Annotated in this window: 18 protein-coding genes; 14 read left to right on the forward strand and 4 right to left on the reverse strand. The window is 45.9% G+C overall.

Annotated features, from left to right (window positions below):
• The first annotated feature begins 245 nt into the window (after window positions 1–245).
• A complete protein-coding gene (locus SHD_RS05780; RefSeq protein WP_023266236.1) occupies window positions 246–1,805 on the forward strand; it encodes an AbgT family transporter in 1,560 nt (519 codons plus the stop codon).
• Window positions 1,806–1,919: 114 nt separating this feature from the next.
• On the opposite strand, the gene SHD_RS05785 is transcribed toward SHD_RS05780, so the two are convergent.
• Window positions 1,920–3,383, reverse strand: a complete 1,464-nt coding sequence (locus tag SHD_RS05785; protein ID WP_023266237.1) for an OmpA family protein — start codon at window positions 3,381–3,383, stop codon at window positions 1,920–1,922.
• Window positions 3,384–3,595: 212 nt separating this feature from the next.
• Here SHD_RS05785 and SHD_RS05790 point away from each other — a divergent pair, with 212 nt between their 5' ends.
• The 9 genes from SHD_RS05790 to SHD_RS05830 all read left to right on the forward strand — a co-directional run bounded on the left by SHD_RS05790 (window position 3,596) and on the right by SHD_RS05830 (window position 13,648).
• Window positions 3,596–4,432 (forward strand): hypothetical protein, encoded by an 837-nt coding sequence (locus SHD_RS05790; RefSeq protein ID WP_052030974.1) that lies wholly within the window; start codon window positions 3,596–3,598, stop codon window positions 4,430–4,432.
• Window positions 4,433–4,492: 60 nt separating this feature from the next.
• Window positions 4,493–5,170 carry a hypothetical protein gene (locus SHD_RS05795; RefSeq protein WP_023266239.1) on the forward strand — a complete coding sequence of 226 codons (678 nt, stop codon included), beginning with the start codon at window positions 4,493–4,495 and terminating at the stop codon, window positions 5,168–5,170.
• A 269-nt stretch (window positions 5,171–5,439) separates the two neighbouring features.
• Window positions 5,440–5,877 carry a hypothetical protein gene (locus SHD_RS05800; protein ID WP_152526551.1) on the forward strand — a complete coding sequence of 146 codons (438 nt, stop codon included), beginning with the start codon at window positions 5,440–5,442 and terminating at the stop codon, window positions 5,875–5,877.
• A gap of 39 nt (window positions 5,878–5,916) precedes the next feature.
• Window positions 5,917–6,705 (forward strand): hypothetical protein, encoded by a 789-nt coding sequence (locus SHD_RS05805; RefSeq protein ID WP_023266241.1) that lies wholly within the window; start codon window positions 5,917–5,919, stop codon window positions 6,703–6,705.
• Between the two features lie 2 nt (window positions 6,706–6,707).
• Entirely contained in the window at window positions 6,708–7,172 is a 465-nt protein-coding gene (locus SHD_RS05810) for a hypothetical protein (protein ID WP_023266242.1), read from the forward strand.
• Between the two features lie 197 nt (window positions 7,173–7,369).
• The gene (locus tag SHD_RS05815; RefSeq protein WP_039977654.1) at window positions 7,370–9,340 is read left to right on the forward strand and encodes an IPT/TIG domain-containing protein; all 1,971 of its coding nucleotides are present in this window, start codon (window positions 7,370–7,372) and stop codon (window positions 9,338–9,340) included.
• A 224-nt stretch (window positions 9,341–9,564) separates the two neighbouring features.
• Complete coding sequence (locus SHD_RS05820; protein ID WP_023266244.1) at window positions 9,565–10,071, forward strand: hypothetical protein; 507 nt, start codon at window positions 9,565–9,567, stop codon at window positions 10,069–10,071.
• 262 nt (window positions 10,072–10,333) lie between these two features.
• Window positions 10,334–11,548: a hypothetical protein gene (locus tag SHD_RS05825; protein ID WP_152526552.1), complete on the forward strand. Its 1,215-nt coding sequence runs from the start codon at window positions 10,334–10,336 to the stop codon at window positions 11,546–11,548.
• 366 nt (window positions 11,549–11,914) lie between these two features.
• Window positions 11,915–13,648 carry a hypothetical protein gene (locus SHD_RS05830; RefSeq protein ID WP_023266246.1) on the forward strand — a complete coding sequence of 578 codons (1,734 nt, stop codon included), beginning with the start codon at window positions 11,915–11,917 and terminating at the stop codon, window positions 13,646–13,648.
• An 83-nt stretch (window positions 13,649–13,731) separates the two neighbouring features.
• Here SHD_RS05830 and SHD_RS05835 read toward each other — a convergent pair whose 3' ends face one another.
• Window positions 13,732–14,148, reverse strand: coding sequence for a DUF7716 domain-containing protein (locus SHD_RS05835; RefSeq protein WP_023266247.1), 417 nt, complete (start codon window positions 14,146–14,148; stop codon window positions 13,732–13,734).
• Between the two features lie 399 nt (window positions 14,149–14,547).
• Between SHD_RS05835 and SHD_RS05840 the strand changes: the two genes are divergently transcribed.
• The 3 genes from SHD_RS05840 to SHD_RS05850 all read left to right on the forward strand — a co-directional run bounded on the left by SHD_RS05840 (window position 14,548) and on the right by SHD_RS05850 (window position 19,322).
• On the forward strand, window positions 14,548–15,777 hold the full coding sequence (locus SHD_RS05840; protein WP_023266248.1) for a dicarboxylate/amino acid:cation symporter: 1,230 nt from the start codon (window positions 14,548–14,550) through the stop codon (window positions 15,775–15,777).
• 261 nt (window positions 15,778–16,038) lie between these two features.
• Window positions 16,039–17,157, forward strand: a complete 1,119-nt coding sequence (locus tag SHD_RS05845; protein WP_023266249.1) for an FUSC family protein — start codon at window positions 16,039–16,041, stop codon at window positions 17,155–17,157.
• A gap of 131 nt (window positions 17,158–17,288) precedes the next feature.
• Complete coding sequence (locus tag SHD_RS05850; RefSeq protein WP_023266250.1) at window positions 17,289–19,322, forward strand: M14 family metallopeptidase; 2,034 nt, start codon at window positions 17,289–17,291, stop codon at window positions 19,320–19,322.
• 25 nt (window positions 19,323–19,347) lie between these two features.
• Here the strand turns inward: SHD_RS05850 and SHD_RS05855 are convergent, their stop codons facing one another.
• On the reverse strand, window positions 19,348–20,115 hold the full coding sequence (locus SHD_RS05855) for a class I SAM-dependent methyltransferase (protein WP_023266251.1): 768 nt from the start codon (window positions 20,113–20,115) through the stop codon (window positions 19,348–19,350).
• A gap of 270 nt (window positions 20,116–20,385) precedes the next feature.
• Between SHD_RS05855 and SHD_RS05860 the strand changes: the two genes are divergently transcribed.
• A complete protein-coding gene (locus SHD_RS05860; RefSeq protein ID WP_023266252.1) occupies window positions 20,386–21,162 on the forward strand; it encodes a DUF4097 family beta strand repeat-containing protein in 777 nt (258 codons plus the stop codon).
• Window positions 21,163–21,769: 607 nt separating this feature from the next.
• On the opposite strand, the gene SHD_RS05865 is transcribed toward SHD_RS05860, so the two are convergent.
• Window positions 21,770–22,495 (reverse strand): SIMPL domain-containing protein, encoded by a 726-nt coding sequence (locus SHD_RS05865; RefSeq protein WP_023266253.1) that lies wholly within the window; start codon window positions 22,493–22,495, stop codon window positions 21,770–21,772.
• Window positions 22,496–23,501: the final 1,006 nt, after the last annotated feature.

Genomic DNA, 23,501 nt, shown 5'->3' on the forward strand with positions numbered 1-23,501 from the left:
ACATAGCGGATTCATTCAGATAATGTAACCAAACACATTGTTGAGTAAACAAGCGCGGATTCAGTAATGAATCCGCGCTTTTTATTTGCCTGTTGATTTGATGGCTAAGAGCCTGCCGCACTAAGGTCACTGCGTAGATTTTTATGTGTTTTATTTCTTATCGATTAGTTAAACCAAGCTTAAATTAATGCTGCGTTTTTATAATCATCGATAACAATCATCATTTTTTAGGAAGCGACACCCAAATGGAAAACCATAAACCTGTCACTGGATTCCAGCGATTTCTCAATGGCGTCGAAGTCGTCGGCAATAAACTGCCCGATCCGGCGGTGTTATTTGCGATGTTTCTGGGCTTAGTCTGGCTGATCTCCTGGGGATTATCGGGTGTCAGTTTTGATGAAATCGACCCTCGTACTGGCAACCCCATTCAAGTCGTCAATATGCTCGAAGGCGGGGCACTGACAGCCTTTACCTCGACAATAGTCTCCACCTTTGTGACTTTTCCGCCGCTGGGTGTCGTGCTGGTTGCTATGTTGGGGCTTGGCGTGGCAGAACATACTGGTTTTATCAATGCTGGGCTGCGCTCGATTTTATCTGTTACCCCCAAGATGTTACTCACCCCAGTATTGATCGCCGTGGGTATCCTGAGCCATGTCGCGGTTGATGCGGGTTATGTACTGGTTATCCCGCTCGGCGCGGTGATCTTCTATGCCGCGGGTCGCCATCCCCTAGCCGGTATTGCCGCCGCTTTCGCGGGCGTATCCGGCGGTTTTTCTGCGACCGTGGGCGTGCCTTCGAGTCTTGACCCTATGTTAGCGGGCTTAACTCAGGCAGCGGCAAGATTATCGGCCGATCCCGCAGCCGCCACATTGACGATTAACCCACTGAATAATATCTTCTTTACGTCGGCCTCAGCCGTATTAATCATCTTAGTTGGCTGGTTCTTAACGGATAAAGTGATTGAGCCGCGCCTAAAAAACACCGCAGTGAATGGTGATCCCAGCACGCTGCCAACGCTTGATGAGCTGGCGCCCCATGAGCGCCGTGGGCTTAAATTCGCCATGGGCGCCATGTTGTTATGTGCCTTAGGGCTAGTGTTTACTGCCTATGGTGACAACTCTGCCTGGCGTGGTACCGATGGCGCGCTAACCAGTTCCTCGGCTCCCTTGATGCGCTCCATTGTGGCGATTATTTTTGTGTTCTTCCTCGTGCCAGGCATAGTCTATGGCTATGTTGCGGGCACGGCGAATAACCACAGAGCCATTATTCAAGGCATGAGTAAGTCCATGAGTGGTATGGGTTATTACATCGTTATGGCCTTTTTCTGCGCTCAGTTTATTTATGCCTTTGGTCAATCCAATTTAGGCGCATTAATGGCGATTAAAGGCGCGTTGGCGTTGAAAGAATTAGCCCTTCCTATGGGCGTGACTTTGGTGGGAATTGTGTTTCTCACGGCGTTCGTCAATCTATTAGTCGGCTCGGCGTCGGCCAAATGGGCTTTGATTGGTGCCATTATGGTGCCTATGTTAATGGAGCTGGGCGTATCACCCGATTTGACTCAAGCCGCTTACCGCGTGGGCGACTCGTCGACCAATATCATTACCCCACTGATGCCTTACTTTCCCTTGATTGTGGTGTTTTGCCAAAAATACGTTAAGGAATCAGGCATTGGCACTCTAGTGGCATTGATGTTGCCGTTTTCAATCAGTTTTCTCCTGCTTTGGAGCGCTTTCTTATTGGCATATTGGGCAATAGGCCTGCCATTGGGTATCGGTAGCTCATTCACTTTCCCAGCAATGCCTTAAGAGACGATTGCTAAGCTAACACATTCGGTTTTGAGTGAATGTTAATAAACAAAATGGCGCCAACTCGATAAGCGCTGACGCCATTTTTATTTATATGGAGTCAAACGATTGGGCTTACTTAGTATCCGATCTTAATACTAACTCCACACGGCGATTCTGCTGCTGCCCCGCCTCATCACTGTTACTAGCAACGGGAGCATGTTCACCTATCCCTACGGCTTCCAATTGTTGAGTTTGAATACCATGACTCGTGGTCAATAACTTCACAATCGCCACCGCGCGGCGTTGGGATAAACCTTGGTTATAGGCTTGATTACCTTTGTCATCGGTATGACCCACTACATAAAATGCACGCTTAGGATTTGCCTTTAAGTAACTCGCAAGCACCTCGACAACGGGCTGCGCCTCGGGCAATAACTTGTCGCTATCGTACTCAAATAACAGCCCTTCTAAGGCGACATGCCCCTTGGCTTCAATTTGGTCGGTCAGCGCCTCAAGATTGATCCCCACGCGGTCATCCTTAAGCTCAGTCTCCTCTAGCACCCGCAAGTCGGTCCATAACCCGCCGATATAACCTATGGTATAAGTGCTCACATGCACATTCCCCTCGGGGCGCGTTAAGGTATACCAAGCATAAAACTGGCTGTCTTCATTACCGATATTCACTAGAGAATCGATAGCTCTGATAAACCTGTCCTCCCTACCACAGGCCTTTCCCTGACACTCAAATTGCGACTCGAATCCGAGTTTAGTCAATGCCACCTTATAGTTAGTGAACACCTCGTAGCCCGAATATTCCTTTGGTATTGAATAGCCATTTTGAGTCAACTTACCCGCACGCTCCACCAGCACAGGCTTATTGCTTGCATCCATTGAAGACACAAATACTGTGCTCGCAAAGCCTTGGCGTTTAAAGTCCTGGATATAGCTTCCCTTTAAGCGGCTGATAAGCGGATGATCCTCGGCGCCATTCGTATCCTTCTTTTGATTATCTTTAAACTCGATTTGCTTAGGCGCCTGCTGTAAAAATGCAGCATTAACCGTGACTAAATCTAACGGCTCTGGGATCACCTCGAGCGTCGTAATATGAAGACCCGCAGAATCATCCATAACTGCCGCTTGTATGGCGTTATAAAACTCTTTTTGCTCATTCTTCACTCGAGCAAACAAGTAACCACTTTCAACACCAATAACGCCATCCAACAGGGCAATTTTCTCTCGCAATAGGCGAGAATCACCACATGCCTCAAGCAGACACTCGAATAGGACTTCGCCACCAAGCTTTTTAATCTGTTCACGGTAATTATCGAGAATATGCGCAGGGCTGTATTCGGGCGCTAATTTGTATTTTTGCTGATGGACCTGACCGAAGATAGCCTTAAAACGATAGTCAGACCTTTGTTCACCCGCGCTGATAATAAAGGGATATTCAGCATAATGGCGCGTCAATTCATCCTTTAATTTCGCCGTAGGAAAAGGCGTAAATAATCCCTCATCCGCCGCCATTAACGATAAAGGCAACAGGCTCGTCGACATAGCCAATAACCCCGCTAAATAACTCCGCTTAGAAACACGCATCAATATTTACCCTCCATAGAAATACTGCTGCGAAAAGTAACACTAAACGGATCGCGCAATAACAAATATTAAATAATTTAATACTTTAGCGTGATTGAGGCGATGGATTGTACAGGCAAAAATAGCTGTCGAAGACACGACAGACTGATATAGATGTCAATCACTTAATCACTCTTTTCGCCAAGAGCCGCTTCATCACAAGGATGTTTATTTTGCGACTACCCCACTCTGCCCGTGCTCTATCCATAATCGCCCTTTTATTTATGCCGCTATTTACACAAGCAACAACTGTCACGCCCACAGAACATCATGGCACTTGGGAAAATAAAGATGAAGATGGTGATGGCGTGCCCGACGAATTGGATGATTATCCGTTTGATTCAAGCAGAAATAAATATCCAGTATTTATAGAGCAGGAACCAAATGACAATCCATCAGTGGCCACACCAATCAAAATAGATCAAGGGGTCATAGTACGAGGGGTTATAAGCTCTGAATTGGACAAAGGAGATCTGTTTAAGTTTGTAACAACCGAGCTTAAACAATACACAGCTGTCTTCAAAACGTCATCAGCTCGATTTAAACCACAAGTGTATATTTCAAATGAAGATGGTCTTGTTATTAATGACATCTTTTTATATCAATACGCAAAACCGAATATCTACGTAGTAAGCTTTCCAATATATGACCCGGGTACATATCAATTAAGTTTAATTGATGAAAACTTTTCAGGTGGGCCAGATCTTTCCTACGAAATTGTATTTTTTAACGATACTGATGTTGATTCATTTGATGATATGAAAGAACGAGCAGTGGGTTCTGACCTGCTAGAAAATGATATGGACAAAGATAAAATTTTAGATGGACTCGAGTTTATCTTCGGCACTATGAATAAAAGTATAGATATTGATAACGACTCTATTCCAAATTGGTTAGATTCTGACTCTGATGGCGACGGATTTAGCGATAAATTTGAGGGAAGTAATGATTTAGATAATGACACTATTCCAAATTTTTTAGATCGAGATGCTGATGGCAATGGGACATGATTAAATCTGCTCAAATAGCGGCAATCACTAGCCCCTCAATTTAAAAGGAACCTGACAAGCATGGAAAAACTATCCCTTGACGACACTCCCTGGTTTGGCACCACCGATTTCAAAGGGAAAAATCAACTCACTAGCGACAGTGACATTCGCCTTAAGTCATCAAGGCTACTCTACCCACTTCCCTTGCCTTTAGAGATGCTCTTTTTCATTGGGCCGCTGGCATTGGCCATCTTACCCTTTATCAATCCCCAACTCATGCTCCCTGAAATCTGGTTGGCGCTGAGTATAGGTACCATCTTGGGTAGTCTGATGCTCAAAAAGCTATTCATCGATAGCATTTATGGTCGGGTGAAAGAGCATGTCTGTCAGATTAACGCCAAACGACTCAATATCCCCGGCAGTCATCTTATCGAGACCAAAGCTGGCCCGATAGAAATTCAGCGACAAGACATAAAGCAAATCTGCGTTCGATTTTGGCCCAGCACGCGCGACCTGCGCACCACCTATGATGTCAGTGAGCTAATCATCACGCTGCAATCGGACAAATCAATCAGCTTAAAGAGCCTCTACTTTCCGATTAAGCCCCTGCTTTACCTGCTTGTCTACTTCGACTACCCAATCACGCTGCAAAAGCGTCGACATTCATTAACCATTGTCGCTCGCAGCATATTCGTCGCTTTTCCCTTAGTCGCCTTAGTGGCGGTAACAGGCTTGCTGTTTAAAGAGTATTTTCTGTAGATTTAACAGAAACCAAATCGACTAATGACTCTACTATAAAGTTACGCTATTTAGCGTTATGCCCACCAACTTAGGTAGGGATTTGGCAGGATGAATAAGCATTGTTGAACAATGGCTTATTCTAGTTGTTAAGTTAATACTTTAGCGTGATTGAGGAGATGGACTCTAGACGCAAAAATAACTGACGAACAAACAGGTAAACAGGTCTAGTTGTCAATCACTTAATCACTCACTTCGCCAAGAGGCGCTTCATCACAAGGATGTTTATTTTGCGACTACCCCACTCTGCCCGTGCTCTATGCATAATCGCCCTTTTATTTATGCCGCTATTTGTTGTGCAAGCAACGACAAATCAAAAATTAGACGATGAATTAACCCAACGCTGCTTAGGCACTTTCGATTTTATTAAGACCCAAGACCTAGCGGCCTTTATCGCTCTTATGCCGTACGCACCAACTCAAAAAGAACAGGAATATGCGGGCGAGATTTTGCAACGCTCCCACAAGCGTTGGTATGTTGACCGAACCATGGATGAAATTACTCCCAAAGGCGTGAGCTATAGCACAGCAGACGAATTTAAACGGCAAAAAGGCGCTATCCAAGAAGCAAGAGTTAAACTGCTGATCACCAGCCCCAATAATCAAGCCTCGGTCAGTTGCAAATTTGTCGAAACACCAAAAGGTTGGTTCCTCTCCAAATTGCCGTAAGTGACCTAAAACAGCCAACGACATAAAGGCAAGGTAGTAATGCAGTATTCGCAATTATCTAAAAAGGCCCAAAGGTTTATCAATCCTGATGGATTACCTGAACAGCTTCGCCTTGCAACTAAGGGTCATTATGTTCGTCGAGGGTTAGCATTATTGGCGCTATTGCCACTTTCGGCATCTCTTATCATGGCGATCACCCTCGACGGCGGTGAGCAGACTTTTTACCAGTTTGTAGTGGCATTATTGCTACCCGTAGTGCTCATTCTCTGGGCGCTCAAGCAGCATTTAGTGCTCGATAATCCAAGTCAGCAACGCTTTGTACAATCAAAATTTTTGGGTTATTACTTCAAAAAAGCCTACCTAGCCCCGCTGAAATCTACCGAGTTACTACTGCGCCACGATAGTTATAACAGAAACCAATACGAGCTTAAGTTGCACAATCTTGTGTACCCCATCGGCAGTTTAACCGATACCACTCAAGCTATGATGTTCTTTGCACAGACATTTAATCTTCCTGCCAAAGAGCAAATCACCCAATTTCCCAATATCCGTGAGCTAGATTTACTCTCATCAAATGAACAACTTATCGCGTCACTCTCGCTAAATTTTCAGGATAAACCTATCGCGCAAGAGGTCGACACCATCAACACAGTCGATGGATATAGCGCACAGGCGACTGACGTTAAAGAGAATGGCAACCCTGCTCATCGTCCGCTTTCGGCAGATATCGAACCACTTTGGTCCCCTAAGTTAATACTTAAGCTGTTTTATCCGCTGCCATTTATTATGGTGTTTGGCTTTGTGATGAAGTTTATTGGAAACCTATAGCGATGCACTTTAAACAACTCTCACCGACCATAGCAATCATGACTAAAACTCGAGCGCAAACCATTGGACGCTGGATTTTTGCAAGCCTAGTCGCTTCACTCACCTTATTTAACACGCTAGGTTTTGAGCATTGGTCCTATGCCGAAGTGACTATCTGGTCGTTCCTTGCACTTCTCAGTTGGCATCTACTATTTGCTCGCAGGCGTATTCAGTTTGATCTCGAACGACAACTAATCACCATTAACGTCAGTTCACTCTACCCGCTAACCCAACAAGTCATCCCCATCAACCACATTGCAGCATTTCAAATACAGCAACGTCTCGGCCAGCCCCATGGGTATGATTTGTTGATAGTGATGGATACTCAAATTGAACCATTGAAATTTCAATATGGTGACTTGCACCAAATAAAAAAGCTGGGGCAGGCACTATCACAGTTTTGTGCAATTCCATTACTGAGTGATTAAAACCGGGAAGGGGCAAGATGAATAACGCACTGATGACTAACGACATATTCTGGTCAGAAAGTTAATACTTTAGCGTGATTGAGGAGATGAACTCTAGACGCAAAAATAGCTGACTAAAAAAACGACAGACTGACATTGATGTCAATCACTTAATCACTCTCTTCACCAAGAGCTGCTTCATCACAAGGATGTTTATTTTGCGACTACCCCACTCAGCCCTTGCGCTATCCTTAATCACCTTTCTAGCCCTGCCGCTATTTGCACAAGCAACAACTGTCACGCCCACAGAACACCATGGCACTTGGGAAAATAAAGATGAAGATGGTGATGGCGTGCCCGACGAATTGGATGATTATCCGTTTGATAAATATAAAAGTCAGTACGCCTTAGTTACTGAAGAAGAGTTCAATAATAATCAAGATGTTGCAAATCATGTCCAACAAATCCCATCGCGTATTTCTGGGGTCGTGCAACAAGTCAATGATCTCGATTTTTACCAGATAAAACTAGAGGCAGGCAAATCAGTCACGTTTTTATTATCTTCCCCGAGCCATGATTTCTCACCAGGTATGGCAGTGTTAGATAGCGAGGGACTAGCTATCCTTGCATGGGCACCAAACTATCAGTCTGTCGGAAAATATAAGCGCGCAATCCAAGTAAAACCGAGGACATCAGGCGTTTATTATCTGGTAATCAATGACAAACTTTTCCGCGGCAGGCCTGATTTTAACTACAAGATAGCGGCATTTTTTGATAATGACGTAGATGCCATTGATGACGCAATAGAACCAGCCTTCGGTTTTGAAGCTTATTCTCAGGATACTGATAATGATGGTATTTATGACGGGGAAGAGTTCTATGTATTTCAATCTGACAATCTGATGCTGCATGACGTCGATGGAGATGGCTTACCCAACTGGCTCGATGATGATACTGATGCAGATGGAATAAAAGATGGCTTGGAGGGTGCGACTGACTTAGATAATGACGGATTAGCAGCGTTTGCTGACCTTGATGCCGATGGAAACTCGGTATTGGATGCCATGGAAGTAGGTAAGGATAGTCAATCTCCGCTCAATTTTGATGGCGATGCACTGGCTGATTTCATCGATCTCGATGACGACGATGATCTTATTTTAGATATCAATGATATAGAACCTCATTCACGAGTAAGATCTGCGGCCTACCCATCTGAAAATTATAAAGAAATTAGAACTATCTATTATCTACATGATGGACAGACCCCAATAAAAGACGTTTTAATTGCGAATAAAAAACATCGAATATTGGGTGATGGCCTGAGTGACGGTTTACTTGTATTTGCCCGTAAGTCTGGTGAACCAATTAATATGCCAGTCAAAGTCAATCAAGATGCAAGTGTGGATTTCATTTTGCCAGAGGACGCAACCCAAATGTATTTTGTTGCCTCAAATCTAATCAGCGCCAATGGCATTGATATCCTTTATCGTAATGAAAATATCCCCATAATACTCGAGCAAACAACTCTCCGTACTAAACCAGGCAGTGAAATATTACTGAGAGGCAGCCGCTTTAATGAACAGACTAAAGTGGTTTTCCTTGGACAGGAAATTACGCCCCGCTCAATCAACCCAAGTGAATTAATTTTTGATATTCCCAATAGCGCTGTTTCGGGAGAGTTATATGTCAAAAATACCTACGGCAAGAGCAATACCCTTAATGTACAAGTAGGTAGCTCAGTGTTACTAAAAATAGCCTCTGATGTATCTCTCAACGCGTCGACCTTATCAGCGCTATCAATGGGCAGTGATAATGAAGATCCTCTCTTTTTTAGTGTTCAAAAAGAGTTACTACTACCAGTCTCCAACAAAGGGTACGACCAAATATTGGTATTCTTAGGCGATCAACAAATACTTAATGCCGTCTATTATGGTCAGTCTGAAATCACTGTTGATTATGCAACTACAGCGGTATCACGTGCTTGGCAATTTGGCGGCATTAAAAGCACAACTTTCATCCCTGACTATCAATCATTCTTTGTACAAACCCAATCTCTACCCGAAGTTAAACAACTCGAAGAGTATATTCGTAGCCACATCACACAACCCGAAACGTTTAATCAACCGCCTTTTTTTCAGAGGGTCGCAGCGGCAGGCGATGCAGTGAACAAATTACTCAATACGTTATAGCGAGATAACTACCCGAAATGATGAGATACCCATTAGAACCATTACGCACTCGCAAGCTAATGCAGTAACGCGATGCGATTATTCTCAATGACTGAAATACCTCCCCCTGTTTGTAACAGCACAGCGATGACAAACAGAGAAGAAATCGCGTATTTCTTACGAAATATAAGTCAGCAATACGGGTCTCAACCCTGTGGCATAACACTCTTTATATTGGAACTCACATGAAATTACAGAAACTCTACCTATTTAAACTCGGTAAACCTATATCTCTACTGCTAGGGCTTGCAGCGATATTCCCCATGTACGCCAATGGTTCAGAGTTACCTGCTGAATTAATTGCCGAGCTTAAACCCCGTTGTGACAAAATGATGCAGGATATTCGCGATAACAAAATGGATGACATGATTAAAGAGTTTCATCCCATGTTACAGACATGGAATGAGGGTAAGTTAGCGAAGAAGATGGCCATGCTTAGCATCAATGGTTATCAGCGGGAAGATATTGGACAAGTTCCTTTAGACAAAATGGTTTTTTTACCTCAAAAATCAAGCTTTCGTAAACCCAGTAAAGAAAACATAGGCCAATATCCCGATATGACACAAATGGTGGAATTGAACTATAGCTTCGATTTTGTAAAACCTAATGGAAGAGAACTAACTGGTGGTGTGAGCTGCATTCTGTTTGAAGCTGCTGGTAAATGGTATTTCGAAGATAATCTCCCGTTTTAACCAAACGGTACCTAACACAAGTTAATACTTTAGCGTGATTGAGGAGATGGACTCTAGACGCAAAAATGGCTGACCAAAAAACGTCAGCCATTATACCTGTCAGTCTCGCTAGCCAAGCTGTTGGCTAAAATTCGTTTTCATCACAAGGAAGTTTATTATGCCTTCTGCCCACTTCCCCAGGTTTTTCTCTTTCATCGTCCTATATGGCTTACTTGTCTGGAGTATCTTTCCTGCGAGCGCAGCACAGGATAGAGATCTAGCATTGGCAAGGTTTGACAGCAAAACAGCACCACTGCTAAAGCAAGCAATTGTATTAGGGGAAACCGCGCCAGAGGACAAAATTGACGATGCGCTAGAGCGTCACCAAGGCGATGCTGTAGCCGTTTTAAAGGAAGGTATACCTCAACGTCTGGCAATTAAAGCAAAGCAACAGCTCACATTAGCGGATGAATACCTTAAGTATTTTAAAGAATTACAGCAGCAAGTTCCGCATACAAGCCAATGCCATCAACCGCAGCTAATGGCTGATTTTAACTCGCAAATCAAAGAACTAACTGCCTACGCAGATAGGCTTAACACTTACTCTAATATCCAAAATCTAGGCGATGCCTTCCCTGCGTTAATGGACATGAATATCAGCCAGGCACGGGTCAATACCCTAACGAGTCTATTTCATCGATTTCGGATCTGTGTTTTAGGCGATGATTCATCAGCCTTGGTTGAGGAGCTCAGCGGCGAGAAAGGAGATGCAATAGCCAATGCCTTTATCAGTACATTTGCAGCCGAACAAGGAGTGATTCCGCCTACTGCACCCGACTATATGTCAGAGAATAATACTGAAGAGATCTCCCAATTCGGTGAGATAGACGAGCCTGGGCTTATCCAAGAAAAACCAGAGCAAGATTTTGGCACCTTTGACGGGCCTCAAACAGAGACCACAAGTGAGATTTCACAGCCCATTTCAGCCCTAAAATTTAGCAACAAGCCACTGGGAAACTGTATTCAACAACAGGCGAAACTGCTCGCGATTCAACAAAGCCAAGAACTCAGCTTGCTGAATTGCCAGTTTAATCCCACCGATATGGTGGCATTGGACGACCTCAACGCCTTTAGTCACCTTGACACCCTTAGCTTAAAAGGTGGCACGCTCACTTCACTTTCTAATCTGAACAACAATAACCTTAAAACACTTATGTTGAACAATATGAAGGTTACTGATTTTAATTCGAAAAACCTACAGCTAGATAGTTTGCTAATCAGCCAAGTGAATTCTAACAATTGGTCAAGCTTGCTCTCCCTTAACGCCCAGACAATTAGTATTGATAACACCGTTGATTGCAATCAACTCAAACCTCTATTGACATCGGAAAAGCTGATCCCAATTCATCCAAGACTTAGCCCAACAGAAATGGCCGAACGTATGCAACAAGCAGAAGCTAATGGCATACCACTGTTAATGCTCGAATGTGCAATCTAAAAAATGTATTTAACCGACGTAAGCAACTAAGAACCCCTTATCATACTTTTGCACAATTGAATGATTTTTAAACAAAAAAGAAAATATACTCGTTACTAATACAGCAATTTAACTCCGCTGTGTTATGACAGGAAGGATGCCAAACGCTGTCGCGAAAGGGATTTCACATCAAGCCGCATGTTTTATCACAAGCGGCGTCGATTTTTACCCACTCAGACCGATACTCACGCCCTTCTTAGTCACCTTGGCTCATGCTATTTGGCTTGGTTTAATTAACGCTTTAACCCCCTGAAAACTCCAAGTTATCAGGTGAATACTCGCTAACTTAGTACAATGGAAATTGCAGAATTAATGTAAGGACACAAGATGTTTAAACCTAAACTGCTCTCTTTGCTGATCGCCACCAGTTTGCTGACGGCATGTTCTGGCTCAGATGATAAAGACGACACCACCACGACTCCAGAGCCGACGCCACCTACGGAATACGCACATAAAGTCTCAGGTCAGGTCACTTATATCGGCGCTATCGCTGGGGCCAACGTGTGCGTGGATCTCAACCAAGACTTAAGCTGCTCAGAGGGTGAACCGAGTACCACTACGGACACTGACGGTAAGTATCAAATCGATTGGAAAAGTGAGACCGAAAAACCTAACTATTATCTGCTAGCCAATTGGATTGATAACGCGCCTTCATCTGCACGCTCTGCATTGGCGGTTAGCACCGCCGCAGCTCACACCAACGCAACCACTGGCGGCATGAATATCGTTGCCCTGCCCGATCATGCGGGTCATATCAACGCGCTGACCAATATTGAGTTTTCACGCTATCGCAAGATGATTGAGGCCGATTTAACGCCACAGCAAGTGATTGAGCTCCGCGCCAAACTCAAAAACTTATACGCCACTGGATTCAAACAAGTCGAAACTGATTTATTTAGTCTTTCGCCCGAAATCACCCTGCAACCCACATTTATCGACACCCTGCTGTTACACGATTATCTGCTAAACCTCACCAATGAGCGCACAGTGGAAATTTTAGCGGCTATCGAAGTGTTAATCGCCGCATTTGAAGCCTTCGAGAATTTAATCCTAGGGTATGGTTTTGGTACTGAGGCTTATCTGCAAACCAATCCCATTGCCGTCACCAATAAGGTGGAGAGCACCTTAGTGTCCTTCGGTTATATGGAGGCGCCGGTTGATGGCAAGGCGATGAACAGCACTGACTGGGATACAGTGTTTAGCAGCATGCTCAATCATACCGACGCATCTCATGTGCTCAATATCGCCACCGTTCGCAACAGCCACTTTGTCAACTTAGATTATGGTACTGGTGACAAAACTCTTACTGGCGTATTTTCGGGTGACGCAGTGATGATCTTCGACAACACGTCGGGAGAAGAGGTCCCTACCGAATGCTGGAATGAGCCGATGAAAAAATGGATCAATGCCTCGCGCAACGACCAAGGGTATGTTCTTAAAGAACCTGTGATTGAAGGCAATCAATTAAAAACCGTTTATGCCGGCACTGAAGTCCCTGTCGAAATGAATTTCCATAAGTATCAGAGCACGGCCGCCGACTGGCAGGATTTGCTGGCAAACCTCCCGAGTGACCTTAAGCTGGCATCTCTCAGTTGGCCTTCGCAAATATATCGCATGGATATTAAACAAACGGCCGACGTATTATGCCGCGCAGAAGATCCCATCACCTATGAAACGGGCGTTGAAACCGCGAGCGAGCTTTCCTCTAGCTTGATCGTGGAACTGTTGTGGCCCTTCGCTTATCCCGAGAGTTACGTTGAGGACTCAACGAATAAATTCACCATTCTCGATAGCTTCGGTCAGCCTGAAAGCCAACATGAATGGAGCATTAGCACCAGTCCGAATGGCGGCAAGCTGCTAACTATCGCTGAAATGGTGGAGGATCCGATTGCGAGCCAGATGGTGCAACCTAGCTACTACCTTGTGACCTCAAACTTGCTGACTGAAGTTGAGCTAAACACGGCATTTGATACGACTGACAACAAACAGTTATATCGATTTACCTACGACCAAAGCTTCAGCAATACCCTGCACAACCACTTTAAGTCGCTAGCAAAGTAAAGCTTACTCCATCCGCGCCCCTGCTGTGACATTTCGGGGGCGCTTATCTCAACGTAAGTCGCGACGCTCCGTAAAGGAGTCCATCAGAAGCTGATAAACGCATCTCGCTCATAGTAAAAGATAATAGCTTCAAGCAGTTCCTGTTCACTGGGCTGAGCTTTTTGCTGCTTAAGATTATCAATCACATCCTCAATTTGATCCGTGTTTAGCAGATAACCATAGTCACTGTGGCCTAAGCCATCCTCAAAGGCATCGATTTCGGCATCTGATAGGTCTCTCATATCAGCCACTATCGGGAATAATAATGTGGTCAGTTGTAGGGATTCACCTTCATCAAGATCTTGATAAACCAGCCAAAAGCTTAATCCGGGTTGTTCGATGCACTTTCTTATCCAGCGCTGTAACGACTCAGGCTGACCGAAAAATGAGGTGATATTCATAATGTCCTCGAATGGCGTTGTCATAGTAAAACCGAGTGAGTCACTAAGCTGCATGGTCATAGAGGCTATTCACCACTCCCAAGATGCATACAAGTAAGAGATGGGAGTTCTCGCGACTCAACCCGCCCCAAGAATACGAGAGGATATCTGCGTCCATCAAAGCCAAAATCACAATTCATCAATTCGATGGACAAAACCCAAGCCGCAATTGAATAAACATCATTTTACGGCATGCATTTTTAAACATTACCCATTTATACATGGTGTTATTTAGGTTTTGGTTATTTTCAAACCAAGGTTGGTGATGTTTCACAAAACCCGTTACGCCAACTGTGATACCTTAGGCGCCCAAAAAACGTGTCAGGGCTGAGCTTTTACGCCAAAAGCGAGGGCAGGCCTGTAAATAGATAACTAGTCTTAAGACACAAAATGCCGCGGTAACTGGGGAGTTTCGCAAGAATGAAGAGCAAGAGTTTATTAGGCAACATTGGTGTGCAAGTGGTTATTGCCATGATTATTGGCGCACTGGTTGGTTTTATGATGGGTGAAAGTGCGAGCATCTTCGCACCACTGGGCACCATCTTTATCCATTTAATCAAAATGCTAGTGATACCACTGGTACTGGTGTCTATCATCAGCGGCGCCGCCAGCTTAGGCGATAGCCCCTCGGCGGGTAAGATTGGTGTCGGCACTTTCGGTTTCTTTATTGTCACTTCGGGAATTGCCGTTATCTTAGCGTTGGTCATGGGTAATATGTTTACCCCTGGCGCGGGCGTCGACTTTACCGCCCATAGCAGTAGCGGCCTGATGGAAGTGACCGCTGAGCATGGCGCTCTGCCTGGGGTAATGGACACCTTTATTGGCATGATCCCAACCAATGTGTTCGAATCGCTGACTGGCGGGAATATCCTCCAAATTCTGGTATTTAGTATATTTTTCGGGATCGCGCTGACCAAGGTCAAAGGCGATGGCGCTAAGCCCATCATGGCGGCGTTAAATACCGTCGTCGACGCGTTTGTGTGGATGATCAACTGTGTGATGGTGATTGCCCCCATTGGGGTGTTTGGCTTGATGGCCGATTCCGTCGGCACCTTCGGTTTCGATGCCTTAGAAGTGGTGTTTAAGCTGTTTGCCGTGTTTGTGGCCGCGATTCTGATCTACGGTTTTGTGTTCTTCCCCTTAGTGGTGCAGCTGTTTTCTAAGGTATCGGCACGCCAATTTATTTCGGCAATGAAAAAACCTCAGGTGATGGCACTGTCAACGGCTTCATCCATGGCCACGCTGCCGGTGAATATGGAAACCTGCGAAGAAGATCTTAAGGTTTCTAAGGCAACCACCGCCTTTGTGCTGCCTTTAGGCGCCACCATCAATATGAGCGGCAACGCGATTTACTATGGTTTAGTCGCCATGTTCTTCGCGCAAATGTACAACGTCGATCTGTCGATGACTGCCTATGCCGCGATTATCTTTACCTCTACCTTAGGCGCCATTGGCCAAGCGGGTGTGCCCGGTCCATCATTTTTAGTGGTCGCTGTGCTACTTGCCGCCGGTATTCCGATTGACGGTTTACCGCTGTTATTCGCCCTCGACCGGGTGTTTGACATGATCCGCACCGCGCTCAACATCACAGGTGATGCCGCCTGCGCCGTGATTATGGATAAATATACCGCAGAGCCAAGCTCGAACTAATAGAGTGAATACGCGAGTGTATCTGGGCTTGAATAGGCTTGCTTATTCAAGCTTTTTTATGGCTTAAACTTCGAGATACCGCACTTTATCCCACTGATTTCTTATCACTTAATGCAGATTAATGTGATCTTGGCGACGCCTTGGGTTAAGCTCAAACGGCGCACCTCGCAATTCGTATTTCTTTATCCGCCAAGCCACTTGAGCACGATGCCTTTCTGCGATAATAGCTTGGCTACCATCAGTCCAAAGGAGTGTTGCACTATGTCTGTTTTTGCCCCTGCAAGCCCTTTTGCCGACTTTATCTATCGTCATTTCCGTGCCATTCATGCCCTTAAACTCGGCCTAGCCCTGCTGATTGCGGTCATTATCAATGCCATTTGGTCACCACCGCATTTTATTTGGAGCATGGTGACCATAGTGATCATTATGATGAGTCTGCCGCAGGTGGGCGGCGCGATTGAAAAGTCCCTGCAACGGGCGGTAGGCACCTGTTTAGGTTCGGCTTATGGCGTAATGTTAGTGGCTACTATCGACAGTTATTGGCTGATTATGGGGCTGCTGATCTTAGGAGTTACGCTGATCTGTTTTATCTCGGCGGGACGCTACAGCTATGCCTATCTGGTGGCGGGATTCACCATTATTATCGTGGTGGGCGATGCGAACCACGACACCTCTGAGGCGCTCTGGCGCACGGCGAATATTCTGCTCGGCTGTGTTATCGCCATTCTGGTGTCACTGTTTATCTTCCCGATTAAGGCCAAACAGGACTGGCGCAGCCAGCTCGCTAATGCCATCGACAATATGGCCAAGGTACTGACCCAACACTTACAGGCTCCCGCCAACCATGATTTAGATTTTCGCGCCGATCTCGAAGCGGCCATGAAAGCCGTATTAACCCAGAAGAAACTGTTTTTCTCACTCGAGTGGGAAAGCCAAACCCTAAAAAAACATAAAGTGCTGCTGGCAGAGTTAGTCAATAAACAGGTGCGGCTGATCACTCTACTCGAGCTATTACCTTTGAGTCGCTGGCAGGAGGCCGACAAAGAGGCATACCACCAAATCAACCGTGTCGCCGCCGAGCTTACGGCGTATCTTCACAGACTGAGTGAATTTATTGCAGGCAAAACAGCCACATTGCCCACACTACCAAATGCATTAGAGCAAGAGTTGCAACACAGATTACAACTCAGCTTGACCGCTCAGACGCCAAATTCGGCCCCTTTAGCCAATGAAGTTGCGCAGGGATTTGCCCTCACGGGATACGGCTGGCTTATCTATCAACTCGCCATTGCCGTCGAAGCCCTCTACGCCGATATCGAGATTATCGAAATCGCCTATAGCGGACAAACCGTGTTACATAAAACCGCCAAGCCTTTATAGGCTGTTACCACGGGGAATGGCAGCGAAAATCACTCTGTCAGATCAAGATAAACCCTTGGCAGCCCTTGCACTCGCAGGGGCTTAATGAAAAGATACCGCCCTAATAAAAATTCGATACATGGACTCTTTTCATGCGCTTTTTTTCCCTTTCCGTTGTCGCAATCGCCTGCTTATCCGCAGGCTCATTTTTGGCTCCCCAGTTAGCCTTAGCCGCAAATGCTGCTGCGACTAACGCCGAAATAGCGAACACTGAAGCCGCTAAGATTGAGGCAACTAAAACTGAAGTTGCTAACGCCGAAGCTGTACAAGCCGCAGTAGTTGAAGCCAGCACCAATAGCAACGCAACATCAGCCATAGTTGAATCGTCTTCTGAAGCCACCACTGACGCCGCAGCGAATGTGGCCGCGACACCGACTCGCGCCAATACCTTTGTGAATGATGCCATTCTCCCGCCAAGCATCACTTGGCATGGAGCTAGCGAAGCCTTGTTACTCAGTGCAGACCACGAATGGGCGACGCCCTTCGAGCAAAGCAACGGCACCGAAAGCCCAAGCTATGACGATACCATCGCATGGCTCGACCGACTGGCGGCCGAAACCACCAAATTGCAGAAAGTCAGCCTAGGTAAGAGCCCTCAAGGGCGTGATATTTGGATGTATGTCGCCAGCAGTGAAGGCATTAACGAATCGGCGCGCCTTAAGCAAAACACTAAGCCGACGATTCTGGTACAGGCAGGGATCCACGCGGGCGAAATCGACGGTAAAGACGCCGGCATGATGCTGCTGCGGGATATCATCAAAGGCGACAAGAGCGACCTGCTCGAAAAGGCTAACTTGCTGTTTGTGCCTATGTTTAGCGTCGATGCCCATGAGCGCAGCGGCGAATTTAACCGCGTTAATCAACGCGGCCCGGTCAATATGGGTTGGCGCACCAATGCCAATAACCTCAACCTGAACCGCGACTACGCCAAGGCCGACACCTTAGAAATGCAGCATATGCTGCGGGCAATCAATGTGTGGCAACCGGATCTGTATATCGATGTGCATGTCACCGACGGTATCGACTACCAGTACGACATCACCTTCGGCTACAACCTCGCCCAAGGTTTGAGTCCCGCCAGTTTCCGCTGGCTCGAGAATAGCTACCGCCCAGCGGTCGAAGCTGCCTTAACCGCCCAAGGCCATATCCCAGGTCCGCTGATTTTCGCCGTCGACAATACCGATATCACTAAAGGCATGTCACTGTGGAACCCTAGCCCACGTTTCTCTAATGGTTATGGTGATGCCCGCCATCTGCCCACCATTTTGATTGAGAACCACAGCTTAAAACCCTTTAAGCAGCGCGTACTTGGCACCTATGTGATGCTAGAGCAAACCCTGAAAACCGTGGGTGACCAAGCAACCAAGTTAAAGAGTGCGATTCAAGAGGATAAATACCGCGCCTCACCACTGATCACATTAACGTGGAAATCGGCACCACTGGCTAAAGGCTGGGATTTTAAAGGCATAGATTACAAGTTAGAGCAGAGTCCGATTAGCGGCACCGAAGTAGTACGTTGGACGGGCGAGCCTAAGTTGTATCCGAATTTACCTGTGATTGCCGAAACCGTGCCCGATATAAAAGTCACTCGCCCGAGTGCTTACTATATTCCCGCCCAGTGGACACAAGTGATCGACCGCTTAACTCTACACGGCATTCGTCTAACGCGCTTAAGCAAACCGACCGAGCTTAAATTGCAGCAATATAGCCTGAGCAATCCGGTGTTTAATACCAAGGCGTTCGAGGGACGACTTACAGTGAAGGCCGACTCGACACTGGCGAAACTGACCACCACCTTGCCTGCGGGCACAGTGAAAATCAGCACAGATCAACCCTTAGGCGATCTGGCGATTTTACTGCTCGAACCACAATCACCGGACTCGTTACTGCAATGGGGCTTCTTCAACCCTATCTTTACTCGTACCGAATACATTGAGGACTACGCCGTAGAGCCGCTGGCTGCCAAGATGCTGAAGGAAGATCCCAAGCTACAAGCGGAATTTAACAAAGCGCTGGAAAACCCAGAGTTTGCCGCTGATCCCGAGGCACGCCTACGCTGGTTCTATGAGCGCAGCCCTTACTACGATAATCAATATCTTAAATATCCAGTCTACCGTAGCCGTTAATCCTCGCAGTTAAAAACGGCAAGGATTAAGCAGGCTTACGCGCGCTGATGCTATACACCAAGGGCACATGTTGCCCTTGGTGTATTAGTACATAACGGCCATCGGCTTGTGCCTCTAGCCCTGCGAAACAGTTATAGGGGCTAAACGCAAATTCGTGGAAGAACTCCAGCACTAAGCCCGCCTGCAATAAGGCATTGATCACCTCAGACAAGCTATGCGACCAGCACATTAAGGTCTGCTGCTCATCACCGGCATTCTCGGTATAGGTCCCTTCCTGCTCTATATCTGGCTCACCGCGATTAAAATAGCTATACCCATCGAATAGTTGCTGCGCCGGATGAAACTCGGCCATATAAAACTGTCCACCGGGCTTTAAACACGCCGCAATGGTCTGCGCCCAGAGTGCTAAATCCGGCAACCACACAATTGCACCATAGGAGGTAAAGACAATATCTTGCGGCTCAACCTTGCCCGCAACGCTGTAGACATCGCTACAGATAAACTCGGCGGACAACTGCGTCTGCTGCGCCAGCTTGCGCGCCTCAGCAATCGCCACCTCGGATAAATCGACTCCTATCACTTTTGCGCCCATTCGCGCCCACGACAGGGTATCTAAACCAAAATGACATTGCAGATGCAGCAGGCTTTTACCCGCCACCGCAAGCTCATTTAATTCGATTTCAGTTAAGGAGCTGTTGCCACTTAAAAAGCCTTCAACATCATAAAAATCAGAGGTTAAGTGCACCCGTGTGCGGGCATCCCAAGCGATTTTATTGGTCGTTAAGTAATCCATGTGAATCCTTTCTGGTTACGCTTTTAATCAAGCTGAAATGTTGGACACACGCTAACCGAATAAGTGAGTAATTTCACCACTCTTTGGGGAAAATCACTTATTCAGCGGACATGTCCGCCTGCGCCCAAGCGGACACATTTAGTTTATCTGTATGATTATCAATACATTTTAAAACTGGCATAGGATGTGCAATCTCTAGAGGTATCAAGCTTATCGCTAATAGCTCAGCACTCAGTCGCTCGTCGAGTGTCGATAACAAGGAAGAAGAAAATGTCACTACGCCCTTTTATATTCACCCTCGGATTTATCGCCGTCTTTACGGTTGGCGTGTCACTCACTGGCTGCATTATCAATGTGAACGCCGCGGGCATGCCGGATTTAGACCACCAGCAACGTGAACTCAGCCTCGATACTCAAGACTTGCAAGAGCTCGTCGCCGAAACGGGTGCGGGCAGCCTTGAAATTATCGGTGTCGAAGGCCTAACCCAAATTAAGTTAGTGGCTGATATCTATAGCAATGACGATAGCAAAATGATTCTCACCCTTGAGAAAAAGGCTAACAAAGCCCAGCTTAAGGCGGACTTTGAATCCCATAGCAGCTTTAACAATTACTCACCCTATATCGATTTAAAACTACAAGTGCCAGCAGGATTAGCGCTAGATATCGACGATGGCTCAGGTGCTGTGTTTATCAACAAGATGACCGCGGATATCAAGGTCAAGGATGGCTCGGGCGAACTGGTTATCCATGGCGGCAATAATGTCAGCATCGACGATGGTTCAGGCGCGATTGAAGTCAGCCAAGTCAACGGCAACCTAGCGATTGTCGATGGTTCTGGCGGCATCCAAGTCAATGATATTAAAGGCAGCATCACCATTGATGATGGTTCAGGTGAAATCAACGTCGCCAATGTGCAAAACACAGTCACCATCAACGATGGCTCAGGCGATATCAACGTGGTGAACACTAAGGGATTAACCATTCTCTCGGCAGGTTCAGGGGGTGTGAGCTTCGATAAAATCGATGGCCCAGTAAGCAAACACTAAGCCCGTTAGACCAATAGCATTACAGTTCAACCAACTTCCCGGCGTAGAGACTGATGTTGCAGTACCCAACCAAATGTCAGTCTTCTACCCACCCCTTTTGCGTTACCGTTCCATGGACATTCTTATGCACTTTATGCCACTAACCCCTTGTAGTGGCATCTTTTTTGTTTCTGAGACTTTCTCAGACTTAATTCTGAACAGTAGGTTCGGTCATGATTCGAAGTGCTAATAGGCGGCATCATGGCTTCTGGCTATCGTATCCCCTAATTGCCTGCCGCAGGCTTTCGCACTGTTACACCAGTGACTCGCCGCCCTTTCGTTTAACAAGAAGTATCCCTATAGGCTCGACGGCAGCATCTGCTGCATAAGGAAGTGCTAATACCGCGATCACATGGATGTGAAAGAGCGGCCATGCCGCCAACGGTCACTTCCATGACAGTGCTTAATTCCGCGAGCTAAATCGTATTCTGTTAGCCTTAAACAGCGCATAAGTGTGACGTGAAAATCGAGCGAACAATCTCAGCAGGTATCTATCTTTGAGCAAGTCAGACACGTTCCCAATAGCTTAGGCGTAGCAGAATTGGACTATGGATGTCTCGATAAACTATCACTTAACATCAAGATCAAATACCACACTGATAGAAGCTGAAAAAACCATATTCTCCTGCAGATATTGCCCAGTCACTTGAGGTTTGCCCAAACGTGAACCAGTGACCTCTATTCGCTCGATTCCATTATTAGCGCCATAACGGCCAATGCTGTCATCTGTTGAAGAACCAATGCTATAAATTTTGCCAAGAGTAGCCCCAAAAGCGCTCGCCAATAAACTTCCTTTTTCTTTTGCATCAGCGACAGCCAAGGCTCTAGCCTCATTTTTAAGCTCCGCTTCTTTCGATGACTTCAACTCAACGCGGGTGATTTCATCAAGTTGTACACTTAGAGCAAAATCCATAAAAGCGTTTAGTTTATCTAAGTTATTGAGGGTCACTTTTAAGTTGCGGCTTGCTCGATAACCATCAAGCACACGTTTTTCATTGTCCCCGTAGGAATACTCAGGCGCTGTGGAGATTGAGGATGCTGAAACATTTTTCTCATCGACATTAAATTTACCAAGGCCAGACAAAAACTTGTTAACCCTATCATCGACATCATTTTTAGCTTCGGCACTTGTTGCTTTTAAGCTTTCCACTTCAAGATAGACCACTGCAATATCAGGGCTTGCAGTTATTTGAGCAGTCCCAACCACAGCAATATGGCGATTATTCGGTAAGCTATTATCTGAAAGGGCTAGAGTTGGCAAAAATAACAAAACAATCAAACAAATATATTTCATAAAACCTCCATGTAATCAGGACTGACAATATACCGTATATGAAGTAACAAGCCATAGCGGCTATGGCATCAGCCGCAAAATTTAGTCGTGGGTGTATCGATATACTGTTGTTTTGAAAAAAATCAAAATCAAAGTCGTGGGTCTTCACCCCACACCCGACCAAGAAGGACTGCTCGTCCTATCCTCCTTGCTAATGTTTTCACAAGCAGTCAAGACGCCCCTAGCGAAGTTACAAGTTTAACGAGTTAACAATGGGTGTCCCGATAAACCCCTTCTTTTTCATAGCAAAATTTAACAGTGGGTGTCTCATTAAACGATGACTTCGCACAGGAGATGAACTTCTGAACCTCCGGTGCTGGCTGTTAATCCCATAAGAGTTTTGCCAGCGCTACCATTCCCGTAAGAAAATTTAACAGTGGGTGTCTCGATAAACTCGCTAAAACATCAATGCTTTAGAAGGTCACTGGCGCAACAATGCTTGATTGGGTGCAACCATTGATAGCCAAGTAATGCCTGACTTTTATTGCATCAGTCACAAAATTTAACAATGGGTGTCTCATTTAAACTTCGATAAAATCGATGGCCCAGTAAGTAAACACTAAGCCCGTTAGACCAACAGCGTTACCGCTCGACCAACTTCCCGGCGTAGAGACTGATGTTGCAGTACCCAACCAAATGTCAGTCTTCTACCCACCCCTTTGCGTTACCGTTCCATGGACATTCTTATGCACTTTATGCCACTAACCCCTTGTAGTGGCATCTTTTTTTGTGTCTGAGACTTTCTCAGACTCAATTCTGAACAGTAGATTCGGTCATGATTTGAGGGGCTAATAGGCGGCATCATGGCTTCTGGCTATTGTATCCCCTAATTGCCTGCCGCAGGCTTTCGCACGCTCTTATATGAGCCACACCAGTGACTCGCCGTACTCATGCTTTAAAAATCGCGTCCTTGTAGGCCCTACTAAACATCCATGTTTTAGAAGGTCACTGGCGCAACAATGCTTGA

The organism is Shewanella decolorationis S12 (genome assembly GCF_000485795.1).
GTDB classification, from domain to species: domain Bacteria; phylum Pseudomonadota; class Gammaproteobacteria; order Enterobacterales; family Shewanellaceae; genus Shewanella; species Shewanella decolorationis.

Bases quoted from the DNA above. Each gene is read 5' to 3' on its own strand.
- SHD_RS05780 (WP_023266236.1), top strand. From the start codon at position 246: ATGGAAAACCATAAACCTGTCACTGGATTCCAGCGATTTCTCAATGGC.
- SHD_RS05785 (WP_023266237.1), bottom strand. From the start codon at position 3,383: ATGCGTGTTTCTAAGCGGAGTTATTTAGCGGGGTTATTGGCTATGTCG.
- SHD_RS05795 (WP_023266239.1), top strand. From the start codon at position 4,493: ATGGAAAAACTATCCCTTGACGACACTCCCTGGTTTGGCACCACCGAT.
- SHD_RS05805 (WP_023266241.1), top strand. From the start codon at position 5,917: ATGCAGTATTCGCAATTATCTAAAAAGGCCCAAAGGTTTATCAATCCT.
- SHD_RS05810 (WP_023266242.1), top strand. From the start codon at position 6,708: ATGCACTTTAAACAACTCTCACCGACCATAGCAATCATGACTAAAACT.
- SHD_RS05820 (WP_023266244.1), top strand. From the start codon at position 9,565: ATGAAATTACAGAAACTCTACCTATTTAAACTCGGTAAACCTATATCT.
- SHD_RS05830 (WP_023266246.1), top strand. From the start codon at position 11,915: ATGTTTAAACCTAAACTGCTCTCTTTGCTGATCGCCACCAGTTTGCTG.
- SHD_RS05835 (WP_023266247.1), bottom strand. From the start codon at position 14,148: ATGACCATGCAGCTTAGTGACTCACTCGGTTTTACTATGACAACGCCA.
- SHD_RS05840 (WP_023266248.1), top strand. From the start codon at position 14,548: ATGAAGAGCAAGAGTTTATTAGGCAACATTGGTGTGCAAGTGGTTATT.
- SHD_RS05845 (WP_023266249.1), top strand. From the start codon at position 16,039: ATGTCTGTTTTTGCCCCTGCAAGCCCTTTTGCCGACTTTATCTATCGT.
- SHD_RS05850 (WP_023266250.1), top strand. From the start codon at position 17,289: ATGCGCTTTTTTTCCCTTTCCGTTGTCGCAATCGCCTGCTTATCCGCA.
- SHD_RS05855 (WP_023266251.1), bottom strand. From the start codon at position 20,115: ATGGATTACTTAACGACCAATAAAATCGCTTGGGATGCCCGCACACGG.
- SHD_RS05860 (WP_023266252.1), top strand. From the start codon at position 20,386: ATGTCACTACGCCCTTTTATATTCACCCTCGGATTTATCGCCGTCTTT.
- SHD_RS05865 (WP_023266253.1), bottom strand. From the start codon at position 22,495: ATGAAATATATTTGTTTGATTGTTTTGTTATTTTTGCCAACTCTAGCC.